Here is a 16,022-nt window from a genome sequence, read left to right as displayed (position 1 = left end):
GAAAACACTCCAGAAGGCGTAAAAGTTGACGAAAACACTGGTAAAGTCACTATTCCAGCAAACAAAGTCGCAGACGGTAGTACTGTAACCGCTAAAGATAAGAAGGGTAACGGTACCAACAGTGACGAAGCCACTGGTAAAGCCGGAAACAACCCAACTACTCCAGAAGCTAAGCCAGCTGCTCCAACCGTCACGCCTCAAAACGATGGTTCCGTTGACGTAACACCAGCAGCCGGTACTGATACTCTGGAAATCACGTATACGCCAGAAGGTGAAACCAACCCGAAGACCATCACTGTCAAGAAAGGCAATGACGGCAAGTGGAAGGGGGAAAACACTCCAGAAGGCGTAAAAGTTGACGAAAACACTGGTAAAGTCACTATTCCAGCAAACAAAGTCGCAGACGGTAGTGATGTAAAAGCTAAAGATAAGAAGGGTAACACCGCTTCCAGCGAAGCCACTGGTAAAGCCGGAAACAACCCAACTACTCCAGGAACAGGTTCTGGTTCTGGAACAGGTTCCGGTTCTGGATCTGATTCGGGTAATGATTCCACGCCTAACAATGGTGGTTCAGCTAGCGGATCTACTACTGGTGATAGCAGCTCTACAGATTCCGGTGCTCAAAATAGCACCAACGAATCAAGTAGCGCCGACAATGCTAACAACGCTGGTAACGCTGAAACCGGTAATGCTGGCAACAGCAACGCTGGTAACGCATCCACTGGTGCTTCAGGTTCCAACGCATCTAATAAGTCCGGCAACAAGGTTCCTGCAAAGCATTCGTCCCAATTAGTAAAGACTGGTGCTGAAGTGGAACGAGTAGGATTGATCAGCGCAATGATTGGTGTACTGGGAGCTGCAGCAGCATTCTTCTCTCGCAAGAAGAATCGCGAGTAAAAAGTTCACCTGCAAAATTAAACAAAAGTAAACTAATAATTGAAAATAATTAGAAAAAGGAGCTGAGCCACAAACCCAGCTCCTTTTTCTATATCACTGCTCACTTACACATACGAACTCTTGTATTGTGATTCAAAACATATCTTATTTAAGAAGAACCATCTTTGAATATTTTCAAATAAACGATAATAAAATCAATAAGAACAATTTTTTACAAAACTGCAATATAAAAATTGCTCTTAAACCATATTTCCGAACATAAACAGGTGGATGCAAAGTGTGTGCACCTTTTAACGTTATCAATCCTGTGCACTCGACCCTAGAGCGTCGACATGTTTCCTCTATTAGCTTCACTTATTAGCCGCATCCATTTGCCGCAACTCTTTCTTTAGATCGCGTATTTCGTCGCGCAATCGCGCTGCAAGCTCGAATTGCAACTGCTCTGCAGCAACATGCATCTGCTCGCTCAAATTTTTAATCAGCGACATAATATCGTCTTGCGGAAGCTCAGAAACATTCGCCATACGCTTTTCTTTGCTTTGCTGCCCAAGATTCGGCTCTTTTGGCACACCATAATGCGAGTTCCCAGCCTTATTAGCATTCCTGTAACCGCCTGCTAGCAAAGTTTGAGTATCAACATCCTCTTTAGCAAGCATATCGTTCACATCGCTAATCTTCTTTCGCAAAGGCTTAGGATCAATTCCATGAGCTTTGTTATACGCGATTTGCTTTTCGCGACGGCGCTCTGTCTCGCTAATCGCCTTGCTCATAGCATCCGTAACAGTATCCGCATACATAAGAACAGTTCCAGAAACGTTACGAGCAGCACGGCCAATAGTCTGAATAAGCGAACGGTAAGATCTTAAGAAACCTTCCTTATCTGCATCCAAAATCGCAACAAGCGAAACTTCCGGCAAATCCAAACCCTCACGAAGCAAATTAATGCCAACAATCACATCAATTTTGCCTTCGCGAAGCTCGCGCAAAAGCTCAACTCTGCGCAAAGTATCAACATCCGAATGCAAGTACTCAACTTTAATACCAAGCTCAAGGAAGTAATCAGTTAAGTCTTCCGCCATTTTCTTCGTAAGCGTAGTAACAAGCACGCGCTCATCTTTTGCTACTCGCTCCTTGATTTCCGCAAGCAAATCGTCAACCTGGCCTTCTACAGGGCGAACCTCAATCTTAGGATCAAGCAAGCCAGTAGGCCTAATAATCTGCTCAACTACACCATCCGAAAGCCCCAACTCGTAATCTCCAGGTGTTGCAGAAAGATACACAGTTTGACCAACGTGCTCCAAAAATTCTTTCCACTTTAACGGGCGATTATCCATTGCAGAAGGAAGCCTAAAGCCATGCTCTACAAGCGTTCTTTTGCGCGAAGCGTCTCCCTCATACATAGCTCCAATTTGTGGAACTGTTACATGCGATTCGTCCAAAACTAGCAAAAAGTCATCCGGGAAAAAGTCAAGAAGCGTATGCGGAGGCGTGCCTGCATCGCGTCCGTCAAAATGCCTAGAATAATTTTCCACTCCTGGGCACACACCAACCTGTCGCAGCATTTCCAAATCATACGTAGTTCGCATTTCCAAACGCTGAGCTTCCAGTAATTTATTCTGCTTTTTAAGCTGCGCAACTCGAGCGTCACGCTCTTTTTCAATCGCCTCTAACGCGCGCTCCATGCGCTCCGGTCCTGCAATATAGTGAGATGCTGGGAAAATATGAACACTACTCTCCTGTCGAATTACTTCTCCTGTAAGAGGATGCAACATTGTAATTCTGTCGATTTCGTCACCAAAGAACTCAATTCTCACAGCTAATTCTTCGTACACTGGAATAATCTCAACAGTGTCACCGCGCACTCTAAAAGTTCCGCGCGTAAAAGCAATGTCATTGCGCTTGTATTGCATGCTCACAAATTGACGTAATAAATCGTCTCGCTCAAGCTGCTCGCCAACGCTTAACATAAGCATTCGCTCGGCATACTCCTCCGGAGTACCAAGTCCATAAATACAAGAAACTGTAGCAACAACAACGCAATCCCGTCGCGTAAGCAAATTCGCTGTAGCAGCGTGACGAAGACGCTCAACATCATCGTTAATATTCGAGTCTTTTTCAATATACGTGTCTGTTTGCGGAATATACGCTTCCGGCTGATAGTAATCGTAGTAAGACACAAAATAGCTCACAGCATTATCTGGCATAAGCTCTCGAAACTCTGCACAAAGCTGAGCTGCCAAAGTTTTATTCGGTTCAATAATAAGTGTCGGTCGTTGCAAACGCTCAATAAGCCAAGCGGTTGTAGCAGTTTTACCAGTTCCCGTAGCACCCATTAAAACAACATCGTTTTCGCCGTTTTCAATGCGATTTGCCAACTCTTCTATTGCTTGCGGCTGATCGCCCGAAGGCTTGTATGGCGCTTTTACTACAAAAGGCTTGTTTGTGCGCTGAATTTTATTTGACATGATTTTTTACTTCCCCAGTTTTTTACTTCCCCAGTTTTGCCATTTCGGCACTTTTATTGTTTATTTCGCGCAACCATGATTTCAACGTATCGTCAACACTGTTAAGCATAGATTCCATTGGTTTAGTGGAATCAACTACAAAATCTGCCATAGCTTTTCGAACTTTACTTGGAAGTTGACTATTTATGCGCGCCAAAGCCTGATTCTCAGTCATATTTCGCTCGCTTATCATTCGTTTAACGCGAATTTCTTGAGGCGCTTCAACAGTAATAATATGATCAAAACTAAATGGAATGCTGTCGATTACTTGCGCAAGAAGTGGAATATCGTGCACAATAACTGAGCTTATGCTGCTTATCTCATTGCGATTTTCTTTAGCATTGCAATTTTCTTTAGAAATTTTACTAGCATACTCGCTTTCATACTCGCTTTCTAAAAGCTTTGCGCAATCATAAATAGCAGGATGAATTATAGACTCAATCTTACTTAACGCTTGTTTACGTTCATCGTCGTCACCAAAAATACGCTCCGCAATAAACGCACGATTTAAAGAGCCATCATTCTTAACAGCATTTTCCCCAAAAATGCCTACTATTTGTTGTAATACTGCGCTTCCCGGTTCTACTACTTTACGCGCTAAAACATCGTAATCAATAACAAACGCGCCAAGCGAACGCAAATGGTTTACTACAGTAGATTTTCCGGCTGCAATTCCGCCCGTTACAGCAATCCGCATTATTGTCATACTTTGATTATAAATAATCCTCTTATAAAACTTCCTCAACGACTATAAATAATGCCCCAGTAAATAATTACCAGAGCATTATTATTAAAAGAAAATAAATGGTTAATCTTGTAATTCTGCACCATCAAAATCTTTATGCCACTTAGTTCCAGGCTGTGAGCAAAGAATGCAAATTCCTTCAACACATGACCATATAATCGAAATGCATGCAAGCAAGCCAATAGAGAGAACAGAAATCAACAATTGTGCAATAGCCTTGCCTTTAAAACCAAGGTAGAAATTGTGAATTCCTAAACCGCCTACAAAAATCGCCATAAGACCAGCAGCAAGCTTATGCCGAGAACTTACTAAAGTAGCATTAGTATTCATTGAATTATTTCCATCGTATGAAGGAAACTGAGTATTATTCTGATTGTTATCAAGCGTATTCATAATTTTTACCAATCCTTTTAATAACTCAATTAATGCTTTAATAAAATCATATAATCTTGCTTTTTAAAAGAAAATTCGTTGTACTCACATTTAATTACAGAATATAAGTTACAAAATCGAAGCATTTAGAGCGCAATGTAATAATCGAAACACACAAGATTCGAATACACAAAATGCCCCAATGATTACTCACCAGGGCATCTTGTTCATACGTTTTTAGTAGAAAACTACTTCTTTTCGCTCAAAAGCTGTTCGCGCAAAGCTGCGAGCTGATCAGAATCAGCTAAAGCACCTTCACTAGTTGCTTCAGAAGAATAGTTGGAAGCAACTTCTTCCTTCTTTTCTTCCTTAGCTGGCTTCTTTTCAGCTTCTTCGCTCTGACCGTCAGCGGCAGCAGATTCAGCTGCAGCTGCAAGTTCCTTAGCAGCGAAAGCCTTGTGCTCTTCCCAAAGCTCGTGAGCTGCAGCATACTGAGCTTCCCACTCTTCACGCTGCTGCTCGTAACCAGCCATCCACTCGTTAGTGTTTGGATCGAAGCCTTCTGGGTACTTGTAGTTGCCTTCAGCGTCGTATTCAGCTGGCATGCCATAGAGAGCTGGGTCGAAATCTTCAGAATTTGGATCGACAGCTTCAGTAGCCTGCTTCAAGGAGAGGGAGATACGACGACGATCGAGATCAACGTCGATAACCTTCACGAATACCTCTTCGCCACCCTTAACAACAGTCTCTGGGTTCTCTACGTGACGGTTTGCAAGCTCAGAAATGTGAACCAAGCCCTCAATGCCATCTTCAACGGAGATGAACACGCCGAACTGAACGATCTTGGTGACCTTGCCCTTAACAACCTGTCCAGGAACATGGGTGCGAGCGAAACGCTGCCATGGATCTTCCTGAGTTGCCTTGAGGGAAAGGGAGATGCGTTCGCGATCGAGATCAACGTCGAGAACCTCAACGGTAACCTTATCGCCAACCTTAACAACTTCAGATGGGTGATCGATATGCTTCCAGGAAAGCTCAGAAACGTGAATGAGACCGTCAACTCCGCCGAGATCAACGAATGCACCGAAGTTTACGATAGAAGACACAACGCCTTCACGAATCTGACCCTTCTTAAGCTGAGAGAGGAAGGTTTCACGAACTTCAGACTGAGTCTCCTCAAGGAACTGACGACGAGAAAGTACAACGTTGTTGCGGTTCTTATCGAGCTCGAGAATCTTAGCCTTAATCTTCTGACCAATGTATGGGGAAAGATCGCGAACGCGACGCATTTCAACCAAGGAAGCTGGCAAGAAGCCACGCAAACCGATGTCTACGATCAAGCCGCCCTTAACAGCCTCAATAACGGTACCTTCAACGATGCCGTCTGCATCCTTAATCTTCTCGATATCACCCCAAGCGCGCTCATACTGTGCACGCTTCTTGGAGAGAATAAGACGTCCTTCCTTGTCTTCCTTAGTTACAACAAGGGCTTCAATGGTGTCGCCAACCTCGACAACATCATCTGGATCAACGTCTTTTTTGATGGAAAGTTCACGGGAAGGAATTACACCTTCAGTTTTGTAGCCGATGTCCAGCAATACTTCGTCGTGATCAATCTTTACGACCGTACCTTCAACTAAATCACCATCATCAAAATTCTTGATGGTTGAATCGACTGCCTTGATGAAGTCTTCTTCGGTGCCAATATCATTAATCGCAACCTTGGCGACTTCGTTATTATTCTCTGCCATTAGTTATTAGTGGTTTCTTCTTGGGGTGGATATTACTCGATATTTAATTATGTATTTACGTTACGCGCGCATACTATGCACACGCTCTGTCGATTTTATATACAGGCATAGCCAAAACTTACGTTTTACTTCGGGCGTGTCGCATTTTATTTGCAATTAGCTGCTCGCTCAGCCATATCTACAACATTCGCAAGCAACATAGCTCGAGTCATCGGACCTACTCCACCAGGATTTGGAGAATAAGCTCCAGCAATTTCGCGACAAGCTGAATCAACATCACCTTTTACGCGGTATCTACCTGCTTCTTCATCAAAAACACGAGATACGCCAACATCAACAAGAACAGCACCAGGTTTAATATCTTCTGGCTTAACAAAACCAGCACAACCCATTGCTGCAATTATTACATCAGAACGGCGCATAATCTCTTGAACATTCCGAGTATGAGTATGGCACAACGTAACTGTTGCATCTACTCCCCTGCGCGTTAAAAGAAGACCAATAGTACGTCCAACCGTAATGCCACGACCAAGCACACAAACTTCCTTACCAGAAAGTTCAATACCGTATTCATCGAGCAAAGCTAAAATTCCATGCGGCGTACACGGCAAAGGCGTTGTAATATCTCCAGAAATATGAGTAACAAGTTCACCTAAATTATATGGGTGCATTCCGTCGCAATCTTTTTTAGGATCAATTGACGCAATAACTTTTTGAGAATCAATACCTTTTGGCAATGGCAATTGCACAATAAATCCAGTACAAAGAGGATCATTATTCAATTTCTGTACAGCAGCAAGAATCTCATCTTCACTAGCATCTTCTGGTAAATCGCAACGAATAGAATTAATCCCCACTTCTTCGCAATCGCTATGCTTACCAGCAACATACTTTAACGAACCAGGATCGCTACCTACAAGTAACGTACCCAGACCAGGATTAATACCTTTTTTATGCAAAACAGCAACGCGCGTTGCCAAATCTTTTTTAATTTTACTAGCTAAAGCTTTACCGTCTAACACAATAGCCATAAAAAATTTTCCTCCCAACTCGCACAATTCGTAAGGATAGGCTATCGTGAAGTATAGAAGATATGGGTCGACTAACAATTTTGTGTGCGCCGACGCACCATTATCACGGGAGGAGTCACAGTGATGCGTACCGTTCTTTGTGCAGTAAAGAAGTTTGGAAAAACTGCCATAACATGCCTTATTGCTTCTGCAGTAATACTTGGATTTGCAGCTTGTGGAAAAACAGAAGAAAAACCAAAAGAAAAACCAAAAGCTGCAGCAAATATTTCTGTTGTATCCACTGTTGACACCTGGGGTAGCTTAGCTAAAGAGATCGGTGGCTCTGATGTCAAAGTTGAATCAGTTATGACTGGCTCAGACACAGACATATCGTCATTCAAGCCTAGCTCAAAAGATTTAAAGAACATGCAGAATGCGCAAGTATTGATTACAAATGGTGCAGGCTACGATGATTGGGCAAGCAAAGTACACCCAGCTAAAGCGGAAGTACTTAGTGCAGCAGGTACTGTAGGAGCACTTAAAGGAGACAATCCATATCTCTGGTTCTCTCATGATGCTAGGGATGCAATGGCATCTGCTATGGCTGATACTTTCTCTAAAGTTTTGCCATCAAAAAAGCAAGCTTTTTCTAAGCGACTAGCTCAATGGCAGGAAAAGGAAAAGAAATTAACCACCTACTTAAGCGATTTCTCTAAAGAAAATAGCAACGCAAAGTATGCTTCTACATCCCCTATTCTTTTCTGGCTAATGTCTGATACCAATTTGAAAGATAGTTCGCCTAAAGAATATGCTGACGCAGTAAATAACAATAACGAACCAGAACATTCAAGTGTTGAGGAGTTTCAGAAGCTTATTGAAAGCCGCAAAATCGATGTGTTGATTAGCGATAGTCAACAAGGAAGCGATGTTTTGAACTTGCTAAATGGAATTGCAGGACGAAGCTACACGTCTACAGTGCAAGTAAGCGAACTTATGCCAAAATACGCAGACCAGCTTGATAAATGGATTATGAAGATTTGTGACGACCTACATAATGCTGTAAAAACAACAAAGGATATGCGTAAAGACATTGATGAAAAAGAGCCTCAAAAAAAGCCAATCACTGAGAAGCCACATGTAGCAAAAAATACCGATCCTAAAAATTCTAACCAAGGTCAGCAAGATCCAGGTAAGTAAATTTAGGTGAATCTGTTAAAATAAAAATCCTTGCATTTTGTAAGTGCAAGGATTTTTTATTACCTGTTTTAAGAAAGAGCAATTTTAATAAAGAGCAAAAGCAAATTGCCTATTGCAAATCATTTTTTCTTAGATTTCTTGCTACGCTCTTCTAACAGCGCTAAAGTTCGCGATGCAGGCTCTTCTGGAGCTACAGTATGGTGATCTTCATCGCCTTCTTGAGGCGCCTTATATCCAAGATTCACATCTAAAAGTCGCTCCGCCTCAATCTCATCAATCTTTTCAGACAAAGCAATTTCGGAAATTAAAATACTGCGAGCGCGAGCAAGCATTCGCTTTTCTCCTGCAGATAAACCATGTTCATCAACATCTCGCTGAGATAAATCACGAACTACTTCAGCAATATTGTTAACATCGCCAGTAGCAATCTTCTCTACATTAAGCTTGTAGCGTCTAGACCAATTCATCTCTTTTTCAACTATTGGAGTACGCAAAATCTCAAAAACTTTTGCAACTTCTTGCGCTCCAACAATGTCTCGCACGCCAACTTTTTTAACATTATCGACAGGTACGTTAATTTCCAAACCATCAGACGATAACACTACCAATCGTAAATATTGACGAGTTACACCTTTTACGGTGCGCTCACTAATTTCTTCAACACGAGCCGCACCATGACGAGGATAGACGACCATATCGCCGACTTGATATTCCACAGAACCCTCCGTATGCACAGAAAAACTCATAACAGTTTCCCATAAGGTCACGACTTGAAAAAATTTTCATATTTTTTTCACAATAGCGCGAAACACACGCGACTTACAGCAATAAAGCATGTATGATAGTCACCATGAGTACAGTTACTAACATCAATGAAGATGCAGTCGCAGTCCCAGTCCGACAGGACGTATTAGCTGCGGTGAGCAATGCAGAATATTACAATCCACATGAGGTTCTTGGAGGTCACCTTGGAACTGGCAAAGGTGCCGACACTGTAACCATCCGCGTATTGCGCCCTATGGCAAAGAAAGTTGTTATTCTTACTAAGAACGGCGAATACGAAGCTAAACACGAATATAACGGCATTTTTACAGCTGTTATTCCTGCCGTAAAGCACACAAAAACAAAGTCTTGGTCTGTTCCTAGTTATCGCGTTTACACTGTGGAAATAGACGGTTCCGAATCCACAGATGACGATCCTTACCGTTATTTGCCTCAAGTCGGTGAACTTGACATGTACTTGTTTGGAGAAGGTCGTCATGAACGTCTTTGGGAAGCATTAGGCGCACACGTCAAAACGATAACAGATTCATGGGGACTTATATCTCCTGAAACTGGAAAGATGGTAAAGAAAGTTACTGGTACTGCTTTCTCAGTGTGGGCACCAAATGCTCGTGCAGTACGCGTAGTTGGTAACTTTAATTACTGGAATGGTCGCCGCCACGCTATGCGCTCACTCGGCTCTTCTGGCATTTGGGAACTTTTTATTCCAGGAGTTACAGCAGGCGAAGTATACAAGTACGAAATTCTTACACAATCTGGCAATTGGATTATGAAAGCCGATCCAATGGAGCGCTCTCATGAAGTTCCACCAAACACAGGATCTGTTGTTGTTGATTCTGAGTTTAAGTGGCACGATACCGATTGGATGGATAAGCGCGCAAAAACAGATGCTCACAATGGTCCAATAAGCATTTACGAAGTACAAGCTAACAGCTGGAATCGCGATTTGGGTAATTATCGCGAACTTGCTGATCATTTAGTTGATTATGTGCAAAGAGAAGGCTTTACTCACGTCGAGTTTATGCCGTTGACACAATATCCATTCTCTGGATCTTGGGGATATCAAGTAACAGGTTACTATGCAGTAGATTCTCGCCTTGGCTCCCCTGATGACTTTAAGTACTTGGTAGATAAACTCCACAAAGCAGGCATTGGCGTCATTATGGATTGGGTTCCAGCTCACTTCCCTAAGGATGACTTTGCACTTGGTCGTTTTGATGGCACAGCATTATATGAGGATCCTGATCCTATGCGAGGCGAGCATCCTGATTGGGGTACTTACATCTTCAACTTTGGTCGTCATGAAGTTCGTAACTTCTTGGTTGCTAATGCTTGCTTCTGGCTTGATGAATACCATGTTGACGCGTTGCGCGTCGATGCAGTATCCTCAATGCTTTACTTGGACTACAGCCGTGAAGCAGGACAGTGGAGACCAAACATCTACGGCGGACGCGAAAATCTTGAAGCAATTGACTTCATTAAGGAAGCAAACGCAACTGCATACAAGAATAATCCTGGCATCATGATGATTGCTGAGGAATCCACTGCTTATCAAGGCGTAACTGCACCAACAGATATGGGCGGCTTAGGATTCGGCTTGAAGTGGAATATGGGTTGGATGCACGACACTTTGCAATACCTTAAAGAGGAGCCAATTAATCGTCGTTGGCATCATAACGAAATTACATTCTCAATGGTTTATGCATATTCTGAGCATTATGTGTTGCCATTAAGCCACGATGAAGTTGTGTACGGTAAGGGTTCGTTACTTGGAAAGATGCCAGGCGACGAATGGCAACAATTCGCAGGATTACGCGCATTGCTTGCATACCAGTGGTCTCATCCAGGCAAGAATCTTCTGTTCATGGGTGGAGAAATTGGACAATCCAGCGAATGGAACTTCAATACTTCACTTAACTGGAATGAGCTACAATGGCCGTTCCATCAAGGTGTACAAAAGCTTGTTGCAGATTTGAATACTCTGTATAAGAGCTCTCGCGCATTCTGGAGTCAAGACTTTACTCCTGATGGTTTCCAGTGGCTTACAAGCGACGATTCCGATCACAATACTTTAAGCTACGTGCGTATTGGCGACGACGGAGAAGAAATCGTTGTAGTAGTAAACTTCTCAGGTCAAGCATGGCAAGACTATCAGGTTGCGCTACCAAAAGGTGGACAGTGGGAAGAGATACTCACAACTGATGATGCAAAGTATTGCGGATCTAATATTCACAACGGCACATTCACTGCTGCTGCTGAAGAGTATCATTCTCGACCATACTCTGCAAGAATCACTGTTCCAGCGTTAGGTGCGGTATTCTTGAAGCCAGTACAACACTGAAAGGTCTTTTTAAAATATGCTAAACGCTCCATCAGCTAGCGTAAATGCTCGTACGATTCTCGTTGTTGAGGATGAGCCAGATCTTGCTACAGCAATTGCACAACGCATTACTGCACAAGGCTGGAGAGCAAGAGTCGCTGCGGATGGAGCGTCTGCTGTTAGAGCTGCTGAACAACTAAAACCCGATCTAATAATTATGGATATTATGCTTCCTATTATGGATGGGATTGAAGCAACTCGACGAATTATCTCCAAAATGCCTGTTCCTATCCTCATGTTAACAGCGCGCGACGCAGAAGCCGATAAAATTGTTGGCTTAAGCGCAGGCGCAGATGATTACATGACTAAACCATTTTCACCACGTGAGTTAATTGCTCGTTGCGCAGCATTGTTGAGACGAGTAGAACGCGCAGCGCAAATAGCAAAAACAATGGAACATGAACGCACAATTATTTTTGGATCGCTTATTATTAGACCTCGCCAAAGACTTGTAACTCTAAACGGCGAAGAGATACATTTTACACCAACCGAGTTTGACTTGCTCGCTACTCTAGCTCGTCATCCTCATACTGTATTTAAGCGTGAAAAGTTACTTGAAGAAGTGTGGGATTGGCCAGATGCTTCTGGAACTCGCACAGTAGATTCGCACATTAAGTCTTTGAGGCATAAAATTGGATCGGAATGGATTCGTACTGTACACGGAATAGGATACGCATTCGAGCCACCTATTAGTGATTACGACAAAGTTCTACAATCACAAGTTTCATAAATAATTACTACTTTCATAAATAGTAAATGGTTACAACACTTTAGCTTCGGAAAATTCGTAAATGGTATTAGAAAATAAAATAGATAATGCTAATTCTGAGCAATATAAAAATACTAAACAACATAATTTATTAAATAAAAACTCAAATGCTCAACTTAGAGATAAGTCAAAAACTCTATTTACGAATTCTTCTATAAAGCATAATTATCCAAATCGACCTGTCGGATTTTTTTCATCTCTAAAAATTGAACTTTCGGCAATTATTGTTTTTGCAACAGCAATTGCTTTCGTAATGGCATGGTTTTTACTTAAAACTGGTCTAAATGGCTGGATTGCAATGCCATTAACACTTATTGTTGCTCTGGGAATTACATACATTTTTTCTAGAGGACTTACAGCACCACTTCGTCAAATGAAAAATGCTGCAGAAGCTATGTCTGATGGCGACTATTCTGTGCGAGTTGCTGTAGAAAATCGTCGTGACGAAGTAGGTAAATTAACTCTTGCATTTAATGAAATGGCAGAAGAACTTGAACATGCAGATCAAATGCGTAGAGAGCTTATAGCAAACGTAAGCCACGAACTGCGCACTCCTGTTTCTGCTTTGCAAGCGATGCTTGAAAATCTTGCAGACGGAGTTGTTGATCCTACTCCATCTAATATGGAAGCTATATTAAACCAAACTCATAGACTTGCTGATCTTATTACTTTCCTTCTTGATTTATCTAGAGTTGAAGCAGGTGCGGAAAGCCTTAATATAACTTCATTTAATTTCACAGACTTTATTGACGAAATTATCGAACCACTAGAAATAGCAGATTCAGGTCATAATCACAATATTGAAGTTCAAATTAATGATGAGATTGAATTAACAGGAGATCAAGCTCGCCTTTCGCAACTTTTTACTAATATTATTTCTAACGCTCTAAAACATTCAGATGATGGAACTCGTGTTCTTATAAGTGCTCATATTAACCACAGCCAAAACTCTGTAATATGTAATGTTGTGAATTTTGGAGAACAAATTCCTCAAGAAGATCGTGCAGATATTTTCAGAAGATTTGTTAAGGGAAATCAGCGAATTGGCACAGAATCAGGAGGAACAGGATTAGGATTGTCAATTGCTCGTTGGGCTGCACAATTGCACCATGGAACTGTAAAAGTAGTAGACGATAAGCGTGGTCCAAACTTTGAAATTGCACTTCCGCTAAACTATAGCAATACAATAGAAATACAATAGAAAACTAGCATTCGTAATCTGCTGTACAATCATCCTTATTGCATACACACGCTAAAGAAAAGCATGCCAAAACAGTAATTCCACTACTCTGTAAAGTTGAAACGCAGCTATTCATAGTTGAGCCAGTAGTTACAATATCATCCAATACAATAGCTTTGTAATCGCGTTGATTTTCAAACTTTTGCTTTCTCAATTCTTTGAAATCGACGCTAAACGCCTTAGAAATTCTGTTAGACCTTCCGCGAAAACCGGAAGTTTGCACTGATTTCGCAGTAATCCTAGCATCCATACTTACAATATCTAAAACGTATGCCCTAATGCCACTATTACACAATCGTTTAGCAACACAATTTGCAATAGGCAGCATATGCTTACGCCCACGATGTCTTGATGAATATTTAGATGACGGAACTGGTATAACAAATATAGGATTTTCACTTATATAACAAGAATTCGAGCGCAAAAATTTAGATATAACTTCTACTACTAAATCGCCAATAAGTTCACCAAATATTTTGTCACATGCAATATCGAAATGATCCTTCCACAATAATATTGCGCGGCGAACAACCGTAGAATACGAACCACACGCGTAGCGATATCCACATACTGTTCTGGCAAATGGTGCGCTTTTCCAGCATTGCAACGCTTTCTTGCAGTTTTCACACAATATATAATCTGGAGTATCGCATCCTGCACATGCGCGAGGCAAAAATAAATTAAATAAAGCAATCGCTACATTCTTCCAACTAGCAAAACGCCAATTTACAGAATCAACATACATGTTTTCGTATGCACCACAAGGTACAGATGCGTGACATGCTAATCCCCCATTAGATGTCACGCTTCTATACTTCTTTTTGTTTTGGTGGTTTATAACCTTGCGTCTCCCAACCATAATGACAGCATATGCGATAGCTTATTAGCTATGCAAATAAAAAATGCGATTGTGGATAAAAGGTATCTTAAAATGAAAAATTAATAAAATTCTATATTTTTAAAATATTAAGTACCTTATTACAAAGTTCTAAAGTATCCGAAGGATTACTTACTTTAACAACTAAAGCTCCTGTAAAGGCAGTAGGATAATCGTTTCCTCCGGGATACATACGATCGCCAATAAAAGTAATTTTTTCAATATTAAAATCACAATATTTAGATAACATTCGCAAAGCTTGAGCTTTATCGTCACCGCGCCTGTATATATCGACGCTAGTATCTCCTCCAGCGCGTACAGCAAAATTAGGTAAAGCTTGAGAAATACTTTGTGCAAGTTGAGCTTTCAAACAACCGCTAGGATCCCAAGTTTTTTTATATTCAATAGGAGCTAGTTGCCCTAGTGCCGAAAAAGTAATTTGACTACCGCGGTTCTCTATCTGTTCTCCCCACAGCATTGGATCACCGGGTTCTTTCCACACGCCCATATTTTTTGCACAGTTGCGTATTGCATCAATAACGCATTGCGCTTGCTCAAAATCGATACTATGCTCATAAACACATTGCAATGACATGTCGTTATTCACACGATAATAACTAGTTCCATTAGTCGGCATTATGTGAATATTTTTAAGATTAGTGCCAGTTGCTAGCATATCTAAAATTTGCTTCTTAACTAACTCTAGGCAGCCACCTGTTATTACAGCAACAGGAATTATATTAATCAGCTTACTTAATGATTCAGCCATCGATTTAAGCATAGGTTTTTTAGAACATGCCAGTGTATTATCTAAATCAAAAGCAATAAGAGACGATTTAGCAATGCTCAAGTCAAGATTAAACTCATTCCAATCATGCACTATTGGTTTGAGCATTACAAATCCTCCTGACTTTTAAAACCATATATACAGTATTCTATAGTGTGAGCGTATTTCACACACCGCATATTAATTATTTACATATTATTGGCCTAGCCTTCTCGTAAAGTGGAAGCATGACAGGTCTAATTTGGGAAGAACGTCACTATAGAAATAGGCATGGTAGAGGTCTTAGGGCACCAATATTTGGTACTCGCCTACCACAATATAGAACTGCTAGTGGAATGTTCGATGCCATGGTAGCAGCTCAAATTAGACGTCTCAACAGCGCTTGGAGAGCATTAACTAAAGACGTTCAATTCGCGGTAGAAGATGTGCCGCCTTCGCAACCACTGTTATGGGAGCAAAACCGCAGAATACTTTCGCAAGCTTTTCCAGCTAGCCGTGGTATGCAATCTAGAATTGTATTGTATAGGCTTCCGCTATGCACTCATGTAAGCAGCAGAAGTGAACTTCAATATGCTATCAGAGATGAACTTGTGCAACGCTTAGCAGAACTATACGGTCGCAGACCAGAAGAAATTGATCCAGATTGGGGTCTGTAAACAATTTTTAAATTAATTAAAATTATTAAGTATTTTAATTAATTTATAGTCGCT

14 protein-coding genes are annotated in these 16,022 nt (G+C 41.4%); 6 read left to right on the top strand and 8 right to left on the bottom strand.

What is annotated here, in order from left to right:
- Positions 1–897: hypothetical protein (locus ACJV2T_RS02700; RefSeq protein WP_419399051.1), on the top strand; the 897-nt coding region annotated here is incomplete at its 5' end.
- Positions 898–1,247: 350 nt separating this feature from the next.
- Here the strand turns inward: ACJV2T_RS02700 and uvrB are convergent.
- The 5 genes from uvrB to ACJV2T_RS02675 all read right to left on the bottom strand — a co-directional run bounded on the left by uvrB (position 1,248) and on the right by ACJV2T_RS02675 (position 7,300).
- Positions 1,248–3,362 (bottom strand): excinuclease ABC subunit UvrB, encoded by a 2,115-nt coding sequence (uvrB, locus tag ACJV2T_RS02695; RefSeq protein ID WP_419399050.1) that lies wholly within the window; start codon positions 3,360–3,362, stop codon positions 1,248–1,250.
- Between the two features lie 22 nt (positions 3,363–3,384).
- Positions 3,385–4,107, bottom strand: a complete 723-nt coding sequence (gene coaE / locus ACJV2T_RS02690; protein WP_419399049.1) for a dephospho-CoA kinase — start codon at positions 4,105–4,107, stop codon at positions 3,385–3,387.
- A gap of 102 nt (positions 4,108–4,209) precedes the next feature.
- Positions 4,210–4,539 carry a TM2 domain-containing protein gene (locus ACJV2T_RS02685; protein ID WP_419399048.1) on the bottom strand — a complete coding sequence of 110 codons (330 nt, stop codon included), beginning with the start codon at positions 4,537–4,539 and terminating at the stop codon, positions 4,210–4,212.
- Between the two features lie 227 nt (positions 4,540–4,766).
- The gene (gene rpsA, locus ACJV2T_RS02680; protein ID WP_119527416.1) at positions 4,767–6,269 is read right to left on the bottom strand and encodes a 30S ribosomal protein S1; all 1,503 of its coding nucleotides are present in this window, start codon (positions 6,267–6,269) and stop codon (positions 4,767–4,769) included.
- A gap of 146 nt (positions 6,270–6,415) precedes the next feature.
- Positions 6,416–7,300 (bottom strand): bifunctional methylenetetrahydrofolate dehydrogenase/methenyltetrahydrofolate cyclohydrolase, encoded by an 885-nt coding sequence (locus ACJV2T_RS02675; protein WP_419399047.1) that lies wholly within the window; start codon positions 7,298–7,300, stop codon positions 6,416–6,418.
- 123 nt (positions 7,301–7,423) lie between these two features.
- Here ACJV2T_RS02675 and ACJV2T_RS02670 point away from each other — a divergent pair, with 123 nt between their 5' ends.
- Positions 7,424–8,476, top strand: coding sequence for a metal ABC transporter solute-binding protein, Zn/Mn family (locus tag ACJV2T_RS02670; protein ID WP_415683590.1), 1,053 nt, complete (start codon positions 7,424–7,426; stop codon positions 8,474–8,476).
- Positions 8,477–8,595: 119 nt separating this feature from the next.
- Here the strand turns inward: ACJV2T_RS02670 and ACJV2T_RS02665 are convergent, their stop codons facing one another.
- On the bottom strand, positions 8,596–9,192 hold the full coding sequence (locus ACJV2T_RS02665; protein WP_415683589.1) for a CarD family transcriptional regulator: 597 nt from the start codon (positions 9,190–9,192) through the stop codon (positions 8,596–8,598).
- 134 nt (positions 9,193–9,326) lie between these two features.
- Between ACJV2T_RS02665 and glgB the strand changes: the two genes are divergently transcribed.
- From glgB to ACJV2T_RS02650, 3 genes are all read left to right on the top strand, one after another.
- On the top strand, positions 9,327–11,600 hold the full coding sequence (glgB, locus tag ACJV2T_RS02660) for a 1,4-alpha-glucan branching protein GlgB (RefSeq protein WP_415686928.1): 2,274 nt from the start codon (positions 9,327–9,329) through the stop codon (positions 11,598–11,600).
- Positions 11,601–11,616: 16 nt separating this feature from the next.
- Positions 11,617–12,369 (top strand): response regulator transcription factor, encoded by a 753-nt coding sequence (locus ACJV2T_RS02655; RefSeq protein WP_419399046.1) that lies wholly within the window; start codon positions 11,617–11,619, stop codon positions 12,367–12,369.
- Between the two features lie 61 nt (positions 12,370–12,430).
- Entirely contained in the window at positions 12,431–13,609 is a 1,179-nt protein-coding gene (locus ACJV2T_RS02650; RefSeq protein ID WP_419399045.1) for a sensor histidine kinase, read from the top strand.
- Positions 13,610–13,613: 4 nt separating this feature from the next.
- Here ACJV2T_RS02650 and ACJV2T_RS02645 read toward each other — a convergent pair whose 3' ends face one another.
- Positions 13,614–14,507: a ComF family protein gene (locus ACJV2T_RS02645; protein ID WP_419399044.1), complete on the bottom strand. Its 894-nt coding sequence runs from the start codon at positions 14,505–14,507 to the stop codon at positions 13,614–13,616.
- A gap of 91 nt (positions 14,508–14,598) precedes the next feature.
- On the bottom strand, positions 14,599–15,420 hold the full coding sequence (locus ACJV2T_RS02640; RefSeq protein ID WP_415683503.1) for an HAD-IIB family hydrolase: 822 nt from the start codon (positions 15,418–15,420) through the stop codon (positions 14,599–14,601).
- A 119-nt stretch (positions 15,421–15,539) separates the two neighbouring features.
- Here ACJV2T_RS02640 and ACJV2T_RS02635 point away from each other — a divergent pair, with 119 nt between their 5' ends.
- Positions 15,540–15,968: a metallopeptidase family protein gene (locus ACJV2T_RS02635; protein ID WP_004119868.1), complete on the top strand. Its 429-nt coding sequence runs from the start codon at positions 15,540–15,542 to the stop codon at positions 15,966–15,968.
- Positions 15,969–16,022 lie beyond the last annotated feature (54 nt).

The organism is Gardnerella phocaeensis, assembly GCF_048545075.1.
GTDB lineage: Bacteria > Actinomycetota > Actinomycetes > Actinomycetales > Bifidobacteriaceae > Bifidobacterium > Bifidobacterium vaginale_J.
This window is presented reverse-complemented; position numbering and strand designations above follow the sequence as displayed.

Coding starts and splice junctions, on each gene's coding strand:
- ACJV2T_RS02635 (WP_004119868.1), top strand. CDS start 15,540: ATGACAGGTCTAATTTGGGAAGAACGTCACTATAGAAATAGGCATGGT.
- ACJV2T_RS02685 (WP_419399048.1), bottom strand. CDS start 4,539: ATGAATACGCTTGATAACAATCAGAATAATACTCAGTTTCCTTCATAC.
- uvrB (WP_419399050.1), bottom strand. CDS start 3,362: ATGTCAAATAAAATTCAGCGCACAAACAAGCCTTTTGTAGTAAAAGCG.
- ACJV2T_RS02645 (WP_419399044.1), bottom strand. CDS start 14,507: ATGGTTGGGAGACGCAAGGTTATAAACCACCAAAACAAAAAGAAGTAT.
- ACJV2T_RS02670 (WP_415683590.1), top strand. CDS start 7,424: ATGCGTACCGTTCTTTGTGCAGTAAAGAAGTTTGGAAAAACTGCCATA.
- ACJV2T_RS02655 (WP_419399046.1), top strand. CDS start 11,617: ATGCTAAACGCTCCATCAGCTAGCGTAAATGCTCGTACGATTCTCGTT.
- ACJV2T_RS02675 (WP_419399047.1), bottom strand. CDS start 7,300: ATGGCTATTGTGTTAGACGGTAAAGCTTTAGCTAGTAAAATTAAAAAA.
- rpsA (WP_119527416.1), bottom strand. CDS start 6,269: ATGGCAGAGAATAATAACGAAGTCGCCAAGGTTGCGATTAATGATATT.
- ACJV2T_RS02650 (WP_419399045.1), top strand. CDS start 12,431: ATGGTATTAGAAAATAAAATAGATAATGCTAATTCTGAGCAATATAAA.
- glgB (WP_415686928.1), top strand. CDS start 9,327: ATGAGTACAGTTACTAACATCAATGAAGATGCAGTCGCAGTCCCAGTC.
- coaE (WP_419399049.1), bottom strand. CDS start 4,107: ATGACAATAATGCGGATTGCTGTAACGGGCGGAATTGCAGCCGGAAAA.
- ACJV2T_RS02640 (WP_415683503.1), bottom strand. CDS start 15,420: ATGCTCAAACCAATAGTGCATGATTGGAATGAGTTTAATCTTGACTTG.